General features: G+C 64.2%; 12 protein-coding genes. 2 read left to right on the forward strand and 10 right to left on the reverse strand.

Annotation, left to right across the window (positions count from 1 at the left end):
* Positions 1-219 precede the first annotated feature (219 nt).
* Together PDMSB3_RS08225 and PDMSB3_RS08230 are read left to right on the forward strand one after the other, a co-directional pair.
* Positions 220-519, forward strand: coding sequence for a type II toxin-antitoxin system HigB family toxin (locus tag PDMSB3_RS08225; RefSeq protein ID WP_007182193.1), 300 nt, complete (start codon positions 220-222; stop codon positions 517-519).
* Positions 516-938, forward strand: a complete 423-nt coding sequence (locus PDMSB3_RS08230) for a helix-turn-helix domain-containing protein (protein ID WP_035518172.1) — start codon at positions 516-518, stop codon at positions 936-938. The genes PDMSB3_RS08225 and PDMSB3_RS08230 overlap by 4 nt, the downstream gene beginning before the upstream one ends.
* Before the next feature lie 235 nt (positions 939-1,173).
* On the opposite strand, the gene PDMSB3_RS08235 is transcribed toward PDMSB3_RS08230, so the two are convergent.
* The 10 genes from PDMSB3_RS08235 to PDMSB3_RS08280 all read right to left on the reverse strand — a co-directional run bounded on the left by PDMSB3_RS08235 (position 1,174) and on the right by PDMSB3_RS08280 (position 13,811).
* Positions 1,174-3,582, reverse strand: a complete 2,409-nt coding sequence (locus PDMSB3_RS08235; protein WP_165185721.1) for a polysaccharide biosynthesis tyrosine autokinase — start codon at positions 3,580-3,582, stop codon at positions 1,174-1,176.
* On the reverse strand, positions 3,579-3,749 hold the full coding sequence (locus tag PDMSB3_RS08240; protein WP_165185724.1) for a hypothetical protein: 171 nt from the start codon (positions 3,747-3,749) through the stop codon (positions 3,579-3,581). Before PDMSB3_RS08240 ends, PDMSB3_RS08235 begins: the two co-directional genes overlap by 4 nt.
* Positions 3,728-4,681 (reverse strand): glycosyltransferase family 2 protein, encoded by a 954-nt coding sequence (locus PDMSB3_RS08245; RefSeq protein WP_007182189.1) that lies wholly within the window; start codon positions 4,679-4,681, stop codon positions 3,728-3,730. The genes PDMSB3_RS08240 and PDMSB3_RS08245 overlap by 22 nt, the downstream gene beginning before the upstream one ends.
* A 2-nt stretch (positions 4,682-4,683) precedes the next feature.
* Positions 4,684-6,069 carry an undecaprenyl-phosphate glucose phosphotransferase gene (locus PDMSB3_RS08250; protein ID WP_007182188.1) on the reverse strand — a complete coding sequence of 462 codons (1,386 nt, stop codon included), beginning with the start codon at positions 6,067-6,069 and terminating at the stop codon, positions 4,684-4,686.
* A 35-nt stretch (positions 6,070-6,104) separates the two neighbouring features.
* A complete protein-coding gene (locus PDMSB3_RS08255) occupies positions 6,105-6,839 on the reverse strand; it encodes a Crp/Fnr family transcriptional regulator (RefSeq protein ID WP_007182187.1) in 735 nt (244 codons plus the stop codon).
* Between the two features lie 627 nt (positions 6,840-7,466).
* Positions 7,467-10,106, reverse strand: coding sequence for a glycoside hydrolase family 2 protein (locus PDMSB3_RS08260; RefSeq protein WP_165185727.1), 2,640 nt, complete (start codon positions 10,104-10,106; stop codon positions 7,467-7,469).
* Positions 10,107-10,146: 40 nt separating this feature from the next.
* A complete protein-coding gene (locus PDMSB3_RS08265) occupies positions 10,147-11,223 on the reverse strand; it encodes a DUF1839 family protein (protein ID WP_165185730.1) in 1,077 nt (358 codons plus the stop codon).
* Entirely contained in the window at positions 11,220-12,284 is a 1,065-nt protein-coding gene (locus PDMSB3_RS08270; RefSeq protein WP_007182184.1) for an amino acid--[acyl-carrier-protein] ligase, read from the reverse strand. Before PDMSB3_RS08270 ends, PDMSB3_RS08265 begins: the two co-directional genes overlap by 4 nt.
* A 1-nt stretch (position 12,285) precedes the next feature.
* Positions 12,286-13,563 (reverse strand): acyl-CoA dehydrogenase family protein, encoded by a 1,278-nt coding sequence (locus PDMSB3_RS08275; RefSeq protein WP_007182183.1) that lies wholly within the window; start codon positions 13,561-13,563, stop codon positions 12,286-12,288.
* Positions 13,560-13,811 carry an acyl carrier protein gene (locus tag PDMSB3_RS08280; RefSeq protein WP_007182182.1) on the reverse strand — a complete coding sequence of 84 codons (252 nt, stop codon included), beginning with the start codon at positions 13,809-13,811 and terminating at the stop codon, positions 13,560-13,562. Before PDMSB3_RS08280 ends, PDMSB3_RS08275 begins: the two co-directional genes overlap by 4 nt.
* Positions 13,812-13,881 lie beyond the last annotated feature (70 nt).

Below are 13,881 nucleotides of genomic sequence, written 5' to 3' on the forward strand. Positions count from 1 at the left end.
TGATGGAGAGACGACCGCTGGGCAGCGGTAGGTCGTCTCATTATTCGCATATCGCGAAGTTCGCGAAACGAGAATAAAATGCTGTTCGTTGTCCCGCAGTGAGCTGTAAACAGCCGTTCGGACTATGCCTTCCGGCCGGCTATCGTTGTCGATTCGCTCCGTTTAGCCTTGCCGGTGGCGCGCCCATGTTCAGCGCGCGATTACGTGCAAGGAAATCCGATGCGGGTCATTTCAAAGAAAGCGTTGCTGGACTTCATAAACAGACATCCGGGGGCGCGCAGTGCGCTATTGACGTGGTATTCACTGGCGCAGGCATGCCTCGCGTATGGCTATAACGACCTGAAGCAGACGTTCGCCGGCGTGGACTACGTGCCGCCTCAATACACCGTTTTCGATGTAGGCGGCAACCGGTTCAGGATCGTTGCGGCGATTCACTACAACAGGCAGTCGTTATTCGTTCGTCATGTATTGACGCATGCGGAGTACGACCTTTGGACGAGGAAGAATCTAAACTCATGAATGCCGATCGCCTTCCGGGAGGTTTTCCCGACATCGCACAAACCTGGGCCGCGCTGCAAGCCCAGTTGCCGATCACGCCCATTCGCAACGAGCAGGACTACCAGACCATGGTGCGGCTCGCCAATTCGCTTGCCGATCATCTGAACGGCAACGAGGAGGATCCGCTGTCCGATCTGTTCGCGATCGTGACCGACCTGATCGAAAGCTGGGAAGCGCACAACGTCACGATTCCAAAAGCGGAACCGCGCGAGGTGTTGCGTCATTTGCTGGAAACGCATGGGCTCAGGCAAAAAGACCTGATAGGTATCGCATCGCCCACCGTGGTGAGCGACATTCTTGCGGGCCGCCGCGCCATCAGCAAGAAGGTGGCCAAGGCCCTGGCCGTGCGTTTTCATACCGACGTCAGTGCGTTTCTGTAAAAACGGCGCAGCGCCGGCCCTGTGCCATGCGCTGCGCTGACCGGCAAGCTTTTTCCGGTCCTTCAGTTCACTTCTCTTCACATCACTTCGGTTCGGTTCTGTCCATGCACCGTCGGCGGCATTTCTAACCGCCGGTATCGGTGTCCTCCCTCCGCCCTGTAGATCCGCCCAATACAAAAAGGGCTGCGCCCTCGATGCGGCGCAGCCCTTTTCGTTATCCCACGCTCAACGCGCTCTAGCCTGGCGCGTGAATGTCGGGCGGATCACCGGCGGAGTACGTGTACGCATACGCATAGTCGTACGTGCCGTTGCGATTGTGGCTCTTGAGCGGCACGGCATTCATCACGCCGCCCACCACCCGGGCCCGCGCGCGCCGCAACTTCTTCAGCGCGTCGGCCACGTGGCCTTCGGTGTGTGCGCCGGAGCGCATCACCAGCACGGTGGACCCGGCGATGTTGGCGACCACCGCCGCGTCAGCCACGGCCAGCAGCGGCGGCGTATCCACGATGACCAGATCGAACTCCTGCTCGAAGCGCGCAAGAATCTCGCTGAAGCGCGACGACGTCAGAATCTCCGACGGATTCGGCGGATAGGCGCCCGCCGCGATGAAGTGCAGGCCGTCCACGCCGGTCGCGCGCGCCACGGTTTCGAGGTCCGCCTCGCCGGTCAGCAACTCGGTCAGGCCGCCGTTCGGCGAGCGGCCGAGATAGTGCGCGAGCCGGCCGCGCCGCAGATCGGCGTCGATCAGCAGCACGCGCTTGCCCGATTCCGCCATCAGCGCGGCGAGGTTCGCACACAAAAAGCTCTTGCCGTCCGAAGGTGCCGGGCTCGTGATCGCGACGATCCGGTTGGGCGCGTCGAGCAGGCCGAATTGCAGCGTGGCGCGCAGACCGCGCAAGCCTTCCACCGTCGTATCGTACGGATGCGTCTTGACCAGTAGCGGCCGTATCGGTGTCTTGCCCGACCCGATGATGGTCTGCGTGCCCACCGGCACACTGGCTTGACCGCCGGCCGCCGGGCGCGGCCGCAACAGCCGCATGACGCCCGCAGGTTCGTCGGCGGCCGCACGTACCTCCGTCGGCGTGGAGCGCGGCGCGGGCAGGGCGGCGCGGCGCGTCGCGCTCAATTGCCGGTCGCTGCGCGCCTGTTCCGGGCTGAAGGCGATCGAGCCGAAGATCGGCAGATGAAAGCGCCGTTCGACGAACTCGGGATCGGACACGCCGGTAAAGAACGTGCGGCGGCAGAACGCGAACAGAATGCCGCCGATCACGCCGAGCACCGTGCCGGCCGAAATGATCAGCGCCGACTTCGGCCGCACCGGCTGGGACGGCAGCAACGCTTCGTCGATGATATGCACGTTGCCGATCGTGCCGGCACGCGAAATCGACAGCTCCTGCGTCTTGTTCAGCAGCGTCACATAGATTTCTTCGGCAACCTTCGCATCGCGCTGCAACGCGATGGCGTTGCGCTCGGAACTCGGCAGGGACGCGAAGTGATCTTCGAAGTGCTTTTTCTCACGCGTCATCGCGGCGATTTGCGCGTCGACCTGCTGCACTTCCTGAGAGGCTTCGGTGAAACGCTGCAACAGTTGCGCGCGCTGGATGCGCAGCGTGCCGAGCTGCTTGTCGTAGTCGAGGCCGCCGGCCAGATACACGCCGGCTTCCTGAGTCGGCTGGAACGAGAACGAGCCGACTTTCGACTGATACTCCGACAAGGCGGTTTCCGTCCTCTTCACTTCTTCGCGCAGGCGCGGCAATTCGCCGTTCAGGAAGGTCAGCATGCGGCTCGCTTCTTCCTGCGCGCGCTCGGTGCGTTGCTTCAGATACGACTGTGCCACCGCGTTGGCGATGTCGGTGATCGCGTGCGGGTCGGTGCCCGTGTACGACAGTTGCACGACGCCGGTGTCGCGGCCTTTCTCCGTGACCTGCAAACCGGCCGCGAGGCCGTTGACCGCGTCGAGCTGGTTGTAGCGCGTCACGTATAACTCGGTGCCGGGACGCGCCACCAGTGTCTTCACGAACAGCGTGACGCCGCCGCCTTCGGCTTCCTGGCCGGCCACGCCGGTCAGGATCTGCTGGCCGAACGCGTCGCTCAGTTCGTAGCGGCCGTGGTCCAGCACGCGCAAGGTCAGGCGCGCGCCTTCGAGCGACTTCGGCACGGTGATCGACTGGACCTCGAATTGCTCGCCGCCCCACGCATACGAATCCAGGCCGAAGGCCGCGCCGAGCGGATGGCCCGGACGCGCGAACAGCGCCGAAATCCTGCCGAGCACCGGCACGGACTTCTCGGACGTGGTGAAGTTCAGCTTGAACTGTTCGACCACGGGTTCGACCACGGCGCGGCTCTTGACGATCTCGATCTCGGCGTCGGTGCGCATCGGGCCGACCGTCGGCATTAGCGACGCCGAGTTCTGCGCTTGCCCGCTGCCGTTGTTGCTGCTTTGCGCGTCGACCTGAAGCAGCGCGTCGGCGGAATAGATCGGTGTGGCGATCTTCGTATAGAGCACCGCGGCGAGAATCACGCTCGCGGCAATGCCGATCACCCACCAGATCTGATCCATAACCATGCGCAGGAGGTCGCGCATCACGGCATCTTCGTCGCTGCTGGACGCCGGTCCCGGCTCCAGCATGTCATATGTACTCATAGTGATTCCCCGTTGCGAGCAATTTTTCTGAACAACAGCGCGGTGTGGAAGAGCGGTACGGCCGCGAGCTCGGCGGCCATTGTTTTGATGATCATGTCGTGGTCCCTCGCGAGAAACCGGTGCGTCGATCCGGTGCGTCGATCGGTCAGCGCATCGCTTCCTGCCATGCCCCGCGCATTGCGCGTAAACCGACCCGCCATTTGCGAAGCGCAAGTGCCACGCCGCCGCGCTCGAACGCTAGCGACAATGCGCGCAGGAACCCCGGGTCCGCGCGATCGCCGATCAGCGTCGAGTAAGCAACGAACGCCCATCGGCCGGGTGGCGTCAGGTATTCGCACATGATGAGTCGGAGATTGAACGACGCGTTATAGAACGCCGCGTCGTTGAAGGTGAAACGCTGGTCTTCGTCGCTGCGCTGGGCGGGGAAGTGCTCCACCAGCAGCGCCGGGTCGTAGATCAGTTTCCAGCCGCGCCGCTGCACGTCCAGACTGAAGGCCATCTCGCAGTGAACCTGCGCGCCGGTGCCGCGCAAGCGGGCGTCGAAACGCAGCGCGCCGATCGCCTCGCGGCGAAACGACATGTTCACGCCTTTGAGCACGTGGACTTCACGCGCCTCACCGTGGCCGATATGGTGATTGCCGATGGTTCGCCCATACCAGCGCACGATCCCCACGCGCGGCTTCTGCCCTTGCAGGATGCCGTTGCGTTCGTGCACGATGTCGCGTCCGCCCAGGCCGCCGAGCGTCGCATCGCGTTCGAAGGCGCGCGCGATCCGCGCGACCCAGTCGGAGTGCGGCGCGGCGTCGTCGTCGGTGAAGCAGAGCACGTCGCCGCTGGCGCTTTCGATGCCGAGGTTGTAAGCGGCGACCACGCCCGGCTCGCGCACCAGCACGACCGCGCGGCGCGAGTCGGGCCGGTTGGCCTCGCGGGTGCGCAACCAGTCGAGCGTGGCGTAATCGTCGTGGCGTGCGATCACGATCACTTCGTCGGCGCGGCGCTCCTGGGCGTCGAGTGCCGCGAGGCAGCGCGCCAGGTCGGCGGTGCGCCGGTAGGTCGGCACGATCACGGAGACTTTCACGAACGGTTCCCGTATTGGCATGATCAGAATGCGTTGCGGCCGACAAAGCCCTTGAAGATCGTGATGAACACGATCTTCATGTCGAACCAGAACGACCAGTTGTAGATGTAGAAGAGATCGAACTTGACGCGCGCTTCCATCTTTTCCACCTTGCTGGTGGCGCCGCGATAGCCGTTGACCTGGGCCCAGCCGGTAATGCCCGGTTTGATCCGGTAGCGGTACATGTAGCCGTACACCTGATCCTTGTAGAGATCGTCGTGTTCGACCGCATGCGGACGCGGGCCGACCACGGACATCTGCCCGAGCAGTACGTTGAGGAATTGCGGCAGCTCGTCGAGGCTAGTGCGGCGCATGAAGCCGCCGAGCTTCGTGACGCGGGCGTCGTTGCGCGAGGCCTGGGTGAGCTGGCCCTGCGCTTCGTGATGCACGGTCATCGAACGGAACTTGTAGATCGCGAACGGCTGGCCGTCCACGCCCTTGCGAATCTGGCGAAAGAACACCGGTCCCGGCGAGCTGAGCTTGATGCCGATCGCGAGCACCACGAACACCGGCGCGAGCGCCAGCAGCGCAGCCGCCGCGAACAGGCGGTCGAAGATCAGCTTGGGCCACATCTGCGGCGACGAGAAGGGCGTCGCGCTCAGATTGAGCGTGGGTAAACCGACGACATCGACCAGCGCGTGATTGAAAAGCGAAAGGCTGCGCACATCGGGAATGAAGCGCAGATTCACGAAGTCATGCCGGAACATGCGCGTGAACCGGTAGATCGTATGTTCTTCGGAAAGCGGCAACGCGAGCCACACTTCGTTCACGTGTTCTTCGCGCACCCTGGCGGCGAAGGCGTTCAGATCGGTCAGTACCGGCAGGCGGTTCAGACGCGCGCCGTACGATTCGGCCGCTTCGATGCTGGTGTCGAATACGCACACCGGCTTGAAGCCGGCTTGCGGCGCATGTTCGAGATGGGCGAGCAGCGTGCGTGCGAAGCCGGGTGCGCCGACAATCGCCACGGTGCGGTAGTTCATCCCGCGGCGCCGCACGATGCGCAGCGCCACGTGCACGAGGCACTTGGTCGCGATGATCAGTGCGCCGGAAATCAGCGTGGAGTAGCCGAACCACAAACGCGACACGGCATCCATGCGATGCAGCGTGAACGCGAGAAAGAGCGCGGTGGCGACCACCACTATCCACGCTGCGGCCACTCTCGCCAGCATGGATGACAGGTGTTTGCCGCGCCAGGTTTCATAGACCCCGAAGCCGGGAAACAGCAGCAGGACCAGTACGCAGTTAAAGGCGATCAGAAGACGCTCGGTGTCCGACAGCGCAATCGGCGTCGAGAACCGCATCCAGTGAGCGAGCAGGCCTCCCGCAATCACGAAGAGTGCGTCGAGGAATCGCGCAGTATTCCTGAACATGTTTGACTCTACCCATTAGTCGAACGGACCTGCGCTTACTCGACGGCTTCGGCCTGGCGCAGACGCGGCAGCAGGCGGTCGAATTCGCGCTTGACGAGGCCATAGCATTCGCAGGCGCGTGCCTCGAGTCCTTTGCGGTCGAGCACCTTGATATGGCCGCGGCTGTGATGGATCAGGCCTTCGTCGTGCAACTTGCCGGCCGCTTCGGTAATGCCTTCGCGGCGCACGCCGAGCATGTCGGCGATCAGTTGCTGGGTAACGGTGAGATCGTTCGATGCAACGCGGTCCACCTCGATCAGCAACCAGCGGCACAGTTGCTTGTTCAGCGCGTGATGACGGTTGCAGGCGGCGGTTTGCGCGACTTGCGTGAGCAGGGCGTGCATGTACAGCAGCATCAGGCGGCGTAGAAAGTCGGAGCGGGCAAATTGCTGCTTGAGCGCCTGTGCGCTCATCCGGTACGCGAAACCGGCGCACTGGACCTGCACGCGGTTCGGCATGGTTTCGCCGCCCGTGAGCACCGGCACGCCCGTCATGCCTTCGCGGCCGACCGCGGCGATTTCGACGGAGCTGCCGTCTTCCATCGTCGAGAGCATCGAGATGATCGCGGTGGTGGGGAAGTAGACATGATGAATGCGTTGACCCGAGTCACACAGCAATTGCTCGGTGCGCAGGTGAACCAGTTCCAGGTGGGGTGCCAGTGCCTGCCATTCGTGGGACGGCAGTGCGCCGAGCAAATGGTTACCGTGCAAATCGGATTGAAGTGTCAACATGATCGGTCCTCGCGTGAAAGTCGCGCTCTGCGTGACTTTCTGTTTTTGATCCGATGCCTGCATCCCTTGATAAACACGTGCTGCCTGGCGAGCAGCGAAGGATGAACAGGACCGGCCCCGTATTGGCCTGATGCGCCGCCGTTGTTGTCTATCTCGTCTGCGGTGACGCGGTGTTGCGCTCTTCTATTAGCGAGGAGCGTGCCAGCGATAGGGAAAACGAGGACTGGTGCGGGGTAACGCACGAAGGCTTAGCGCTGCGCGAAGCCAAACGCGGCTTTTTGTTTCAAATCTGTACACCGGCCTCGCGCCCGCCGCACGTTTCGCAGAGCCCCTTCGTTTGGATCAATGCCTTGCTGGGACTGGGCTGGCGGCTGACGGAAGGGGGTGGGTGCCAGGTGTCTCAGGGGTGAATCAGCCTTACTGGGCGTGTTTTCATGCGGCGTCCGGGATGTGCCGGAATTGATTCAGATGTGTTCGACACGCTATGTGCGGCGCCGCACCGATGATGTTTTTGGCGCCGCAAAAGTCTGAGAAAAACCAACAGTGATTCCGCAGACCAGACAGATGGATTCGCGCAGCGCGAGGTTTTACGCGCCTCGCGAAGGGGTGGCCAGATCAGGGAGACGTTCAGCCGTAGAACGTGGCGGATATCGCATTGACCGCGCGAACTTCGCCGGCGGGCGCCGCGTATGTTGCATCGGCTTTAAACACGGCATTCGATGCGTGTGCAACGAATCCGTCGTGCGGCATGAGCGGAATGAGCGGCACGACGCAACGCCGGTTCGGCGGCAGATGGAACCAGTCGTGTGCGGCGCGGTAGTGTGTGTCAACGATATGAACGAAGCGCGCAAAGCGCTTTGTTTCGATCACGAGCTGCCAGCCGTCGCCGTTACGCTCGGCGGCAACGCTCACTCCCAGATCGTGGCGCCCGGCAACGCGCCGCTCCGGCAGATAAAACGCTTCCGAAACGATCTCGCCGCTCGCCTTGTCGCGCAGCGTGGCCATCACCACGTCGTGCGCGCGCGGGCCGAAGCGGTACGCGTGCGTGAAATCGAAGAACTGGCCGAGGCACGCGGCCGCGCTTATACGTTGCGCGCTGTGCGACGCAAGCTCGACTTCGCAGCTTGCGCAGGCGACCTTGACGCTGCCCTCGCGCAGGCAGACCAGTTCGAGTTGTGCGACGAGGGGCTGCGCGCGCTCGTTGAGCAGATGAATATCGAGCCCGTTGAGGCCCTCGTCGGTCATCAGCACCTGAATGGGTTGCAGGGCTTTCGCGAGGCCGTGCAGGGCGCTTTTAGGCCGTCCTGTGGCATCGATCAAGCCCCAGCCTGCACCGGCTCGCAAATCCTGAAGCTGCCAGACCAGCGCACCGCCGCATGTCGAACCGTTGCGGCGCCATTCGGCGAATACGTCTCCCATCAGTTCGGCGACCACTGCGCGCGACAGGTCCAGATAACGCTCGGGGTCTTCGTAACGCAAGCATGCGGGCTCGACACCGTACAGCGTTTGCAGATAGTGGTCGCGCACGTCGTCAAAATCCCAGCCGGCGCCGGGGTCGCGCGGCACGGCGGCTTTCCAGCGCGGATCGTGCAGATGAATCGTGCCGGGCGCGTCGTGCAAGGTGGCGTCGTCGGGCACGTTGGCGAAGGCGAGGCATTCGGCGGCGAAGCGCACTTGCGAGCGGCGCACGTCGTCGAGCGGACGCTGATAGGCGCCTACGCCGTAGTAGTGAGTGACGCCCTCGTTAGTCGAAAACGGCCACACGCCTCCCGATGGCGAGTTGCTCACGTACGGCACGTCGCTCCGTTCGCGCGCGACGATGGCGGGCAACTGTTCGGTGAAGAGTGGTTGCGCGCGCATCGAAGGCGGCAGGCCGAACATGGCCGCCTGCTGGTCGACTTCGCTGCCGCCGCACAGTACCGCGAGCGAAGCGAAGCGCCGTGTGCGCGTCAGAAACTGGGTGGCTTCGCGCTCGATCGACGCACTGAACGCGGCATCGCTCGGGTAGTCGAAATTCGCCAACGCGAAGTCCTGCCAGACGAGCATGCCGTATTCGTCGGCGAGCGCATAAAACGCGTCGGACTCGTAGACCATCGTGCCGCCCACGCGCAACATGTTCATGCCTGCATTGCGGGCCAGCGTGAAAGCGTGGCGCAGTTGCGCCTCAGTGCCGTTGAGGGTGACGAGGTCCGCACTGGTCCAGCACGCGCCGCGGCAGAACACCGGCAGGCCATTTACGCGCAATGCGAAGCCCATGCCGTCGGCGCCGCGGTCCACTTCAATGCTGCGAAAGCCGACCAAACCCAATACGTGAGATGTCGGGTGCCCGTCATCAAGCTGCAACGTCAATGAATATAACGTGGGCTCGCCGTGCGTGTGCGGCCACCAGCGCTGCGCACACGGCACGCGCACGCTGCCGGTCAGTGTATATGCATCACGCCATTGCAAAGACGAAACACCATCCCTGCATTTAAGCGAGGCGCGTAAGTTCGCTTCATTCTGTGGACGAACGAAACGTAGCGTCAACGAAACAACGCCGTCGTCGCCGTCGAGCCGGCTCGACATGTCCACGGTGTCGAATGCGTGAGGCGCGTCGCTCAGCAATTCGACCGGACGCCACGGCCCGACCGCCTGCACCGAAGGACACCAGCCTGGCATATGGCCGAGCAGCGTGGTGCGCACGTTGCGCAAGGTGGGCGGCGACACGAGCCGTGGCCGCCAGCGAGCGCGTGAACGTTTTGCCGCCAATGCCGGGGTGAGAGAGCGGAAGCACAGCGCGAGCGTCGCGCTGCCGTTCAGTTCGATGTCGAGATCGTGCGTAACGAACATCGAATCGGAGTCGAGATGCCTGACGCCGTCGAGCCACACTTCGGCGACGGTCGCGAGGCCATGCAGGCGCAAGCGGCGTTGGCCGCTGCCTTCGAGCGCGAGGCGATACCAGTGATCGTCGAAGGCAAGCGGCGGCGGCTGCGAGATGTCCAGCAGACCCGCGGCACGCCGCGCGCTCGCAACGGTGCCGGGCACTTGCGCGGCGAGCCAGCCATGTGCGGGTAAATCGGCGGGCGACGCGCATGCGCCCGCCGGCGTGCTGACACACTGCCAGCCGATATCGAGCCGCTGCGGCCAGAGTGTTTGCGATGCCCGTGCCGAGGCGACATCGACATGTGCACCGGTATGCGCGGCGCTGCGGGCTTCGTCAGGCGCGCTCACGAGCGCTCCGCTCGCGTCGCCTTCATCGGGCGCGAGGTTGATCGTCAGTCCATCCACGGCAGGTTCCTGAGAAGTCCGCAAAGCTTCGCGCGGCGCGTCACAGCACCAGCGCGGCGAGCGGCGGCAGCGTCTTTTCGTAAGCGCTTTCGAGCACGTCGAAGCAGTCTTCGCACAGATCGCGGCGCCCGCGGGTAATGGCCCGCACGAGCCGGAACTGCATGACCATCGACTCCGACGCGATGCTCTGCGCCGCTGCCGGAATCGATGCCGGAATCTCGAAGCCTTGCGCGGAAAGCCACAGCAGATACTTCGAGAGAAACTCGAAGTTCGCGCCGAGCTGGCGCATCAGGTTGAACGAGTACGGGTGGAAAAACTTTTCGCCGCGTTCGAGCAGCGTCTCGAGATGCGCGGGAAACGCGGCACGCCATTGCGAAACCGGATTGACGAGCGGCCGGCGCCCAAGATGCGCGCACAGCAGTTCCGCCGATGCCTCCGCCAGTGCGGTGCCTTCGAGCGCGGGCCGCGCCTGCTTGGCGAATTCCACGTACGGAAACAGCAGATCGGGCTGCTGCGCGAACTGCGGCAGCTTGCGGAATACGCCGTCGTAGTCCTCGCCGTCGAGCCGGTGATAGCCGGTGTTGTGAAAATAGCCGAGACGGCGCGCGTCGGGATCGATGAAGTCGATGCCCACCGTGGTTTTTGGATGCTCACGCCGGTACGACGTGGCGCGCGTGTTCGGCAGGTAATAGCCGTCCACTTCCACCAGCACCGTATGACCGCGCGAAGTCTGCGCGAGCACGCGAGCTTCGAGTGAATCGTAGATGGCCAGTTCCTGCACCTGGGTGCCGTAGAGCCGTTCGATATCCTCGAGCGGAAACTTGAAGAAGGTGAACTGGTCGCCTTCGAAATCCTGCGTGACGGTAAAGCCGAACGCCGCGCGCGGATCGAGGCCGAAGCCATGAAGCAATTCGATCCACAGGTCCACGTAGCAGTTGGTCTCCTGCCACACACGCTCGCCCTGATGCAGCGCATGCGGCGCATGCTCGCGCGAACGCGTGACCGGCGTGACTGGCGTGACCGTGGCGATGCCGCCCGCGAGCGGCGGATCGGCGCGCCGGCTGGGCGGGAAGGCGGTGTGCGCGCCGTTCGGCAAAGGTGTCATCGACGGATTCATACGCGCTCTCCGGCGTCTTGCGCCGCCGCGTCGGACGCTGTCTGCATGGTCGCGATGCCATGCGCCACCCGTCCTTCGGTATCGCCCCACAGCAGCGCGCGCACGTCGTCCGGCCACGCGTTCACGTCGAGCCCATGATGACGGAACAGCGCGAGCGTGATGCGTTCCATGCCGAAACCGACACAGCCCGTATGCGCGACCGTGCCGTCGTCGCACTCGATCTTCCAGATCGCGCCGAAGTGTTCCATGTGATAGTTGAACGACAGGCAAGCCGTTTTGCCTCGCGGGTCGGCCACCGGAATCAGCAGTTCGAACTTGAGCGCCTGGGCACGCTGGCTGTCGGCGACGATCTTGCCGCCGCGGCCGAAGAACGGGTCGTTGGCGAGATCCACTTCGACCGGCAACTGCAGCAGATTGACGAGCAGCGAGCCGCGCTCGATCCACATCTGCCGGAACGCCATCACCTGTTCAGCGTTGCCGAGGCGCACGTATTCGCGCTGACGGAACATCTGCATGCGGCCGGGATCGAGCGAGGGTTCGTGACGGAAGCAATACGACAGCACGTCGATCGTGCGGCCGTTCGCGGGCAACGGACCGCGCCGCGCCATCACCGGGTAGATCGGATAGCAGGCGGCCGGCGTGAGCACCACGCGGGTCGGTTTCTGCTGCGCCATCCATGCGTCGCTGCGGTCGTCGTCGCTTTCGGTCATGGCGTCGTCGAGTGCGCGCAACAGGCGCCGGTGGCCCATGTCGTCGCCGCAGAACGAGTGAATCGTGCCGGCCAGATTCGGGAAGCTCTTCAGATACTCGCTGTCTTCGAAGTCGGTGCGGCGCATGGCGGGCGGAAAGCGCAGCACTTCCGGCTGCTGGTCCGCGCCCAGATGCGTGATCGCCACGTTCAGACGGTCCACCACGTCTTCGAAAATCTGACTGCGGCCGTACAGGCCGTTTTCGCCGGTATCGATCAACAGGCCCGCGGCCAGCAGTTCATCGCGGAAGCTCGGCGCTTCGGCCTGCTGTGCTGCGGCCGCGAGCGCGGCGGTATCGGTCATCGTGTTCATCTCAGGCTCTCCCGGGGGCGGCAGGACGTTGCGCGAGCAACAGGCTCGCGGTGTTCTGCGCAATGCGGTCGTTGTTGATCATCAGCGGCGCCGAGTACAGGTCGCGCAAATGGCGCCCGACGCTGTACGGTGTGCCGTTCTTGTAGCCCGCCATGCCGCAGATCATCAGCACTTCCTGCACGACTTGCAGCGCGGTGGTGGAGATGCTCGTCTTCAGCGTGTTCATGTCGGAGGCGAAGCCGAGCATGGCCGCGAGCGGCGCATCGGCTTGCGAGCCGCCGTGACGCGCGCTGTGGGCGGCCCGCGCCGCCTCCAGCGCGACCGCGAGGCGCGCCTGCATCATCTGCAGCAGACCGACCGCTTCGGCGAGGCGCAAGCCGGCCGGCGGAATCGAACCGGGCTTCGAACGCGCCTGTGCGCGGAAGAAGGCTTTCGCGCGATTCACGGCGTCGCTGGCCACGCCGGTCCAGACCGAGGCCCACAGCGTGTGCGAGACGGGCAGCATGGTCTGATCGGCGATCTCAGCGAACGGTGTCGGCAGAAGCTGTTCGGCCAGTCCCGTGGCGATGAGCCGGAAGCCCTCGCTGCAGGTGCCGCGCATACCCATCGAGTCCCAGCCGCCGCGCTTTTCCAGCTGCGTATCGGCGCGCAGCGCGACGATCAGCACCTGGTCGGCCGCGGCCGACTCGGCGGTGCGGCGGGCCGTGACGAGAATGCCGTCGGCGTGCGCGCCATACGAGATCGTCGGTGCGAGCTTTTCGATGCGAAAGCGCGCAGCGTCGAGCTCGACTGCGCAGGCGCTGGTGCGCATATTGCCGCCGATGGTCTCCTCCGAAGTGGCCGAAGCCAGCAGCCATTGGTGTTCGACCAGTTGCGCGAGCAACTTCCGGTGCCACGCCGAGCTGCTGCCGTGCGCCTCGATGCACGCCACCTGAATCTGGTGCATCGCATACACCATTGCGGTGGAGGCGCAGCCTTGCGCCAGCGTTTCGCAGATCGCGCCGACGTCGGCGAGCGACAGGCCCGCGCCGCCGAACGCCGCCGGCACCATCGCCGAGAGCAGGCGCTCGCGCTTGAGGGCGTCGAATGCTTCGACCGGAAAGCGTGCTTCGCGATCCACCGAGTCCGCGAACTGCGCGGCCACCGCGGCACAGCGTTGCGCGGCCGCGCGCCAGCCGGGTTCGGTTTCGACAGCGGTCAGAATGACCGACGGGTCGGTTTCGTCGTGCGCCGGCGTATGAGCGGCCGACGGCGCCGCATCCAGCAAGGGGGCGTTCATGCTGCCGCCTTCGCCTGTTGCAGCTCGGTCACCGCGGCGGCCATCGAATCGATGCTGGAGAACAGCCGGCGCGTCAACAGACGGTCCGGAATTTCAATGCCGAATTCATCTTCGATTGCCAGCATCAGATGCACGGTCGCGAGCGATGACAAGCCCGCGGCGTACAGATCGGCGTCGTCGGCCAGGGTGTCCGGCGGGACATCCAGGCGGGCCGATTCGGAAAGGATGCGTCGCAATGCGGTTTTCATGGTGTGGTCCCCCAGTTATTCAACGGTCTCGAATGTTGCGGACATCGATCGAACGCACGTGAATCGTTTT

It is taken from the genome of Paraburkholderia dioscoreae (genome assembly GCF_902459535.1).
Taxonomy (GTDB): Bacteria; Pseudomonadota; Gammaproteobacteria; order Burkholderiales; family Burkholderiaceae; genus Paraburkholderia; species Paraburkholderia dioscoreae.

Bases quoted from the DNA above. Each gene is read 5' to 3' on its own strand.
- PDMSB3_RS08225 (WP_007182193.1), top strand. From the start codon at position 220: ATGCGGGTCATTTCAAAGAAAGCGTTGCTGGACTTCATAAACAGACAT.
- PDMSB3_RS08230 (WP_035518172.1), top strand. From the start codon at position 516: ATGAATGCCGATCGCCTTCCGGGAGGTTTTCCCGACATCGCACAAACC.
- PDMSB3_RS08235 (WP_165185721.1), bottom strand. From the start codon at position 3,582: ATGAGTACATATGACATGCTGGAGCCGGGACCGGCGTCCAGCAGCGAC.
- PDMSB3_RS08240 (WP_165185724.1), bottom strand. From the start codon at position 3,749: ATGGCAGGAAGCGATGCGCTGACCGATCGACGCACCGGATCGACGCAC.
- PDMSB3_RS08245 (WP_007182189.1), bottom strand. From the start codon at position 4,681: ATGCCAATACGGGAACCGTTCGTGAAAGTCTCCGTGATCGTGCCGACC.
- PDMSB3_RS08250 (WP_007182188.1), bottom strand. From the start codon at position 6,069: ATGTTCAGGAATACTGCGCGATTCCTCGACGCACTCTTCGTGATTGCG.
- PDMSB3_RS08255 (WP_007182187.1), bottom strand. From the start codon at position 6,839: ATGTTGACACTTCAATCCGATTTGCACGGTAACCATTTGCTCGGCGCA.
- PDMSB3_RS08265 (WP_165185730.1), bottom strand. From the start codon at position 11,223: ATGAATCCGTCGATGACACCTTTGCCGAACGGCGCGCACACCGCCTTC.
- PDMSB3_RS08270 (WP_007182184.1), bottom strand. From the start codon at position 12,284: ATGAACACGATGACCGATACCGCCGCGCTCGCGGCCGCAGCACAGCAG.
- PDMSB3_RS08275 (WP_007182183.1), bottom strand. From the start codon at position 13,563: ATGAACGCCCCCTTGCTGGATGCGGCGCCGTCGGCCGCTCATACGCCG.
- PDMSB3_RS08280 (WP_007182182.1), bottom strand. From the start codon at position 13,811: ATGAAAACCGCATTGCGACGCATCCTTTCCGAATCGGCCCGCCTGGAT.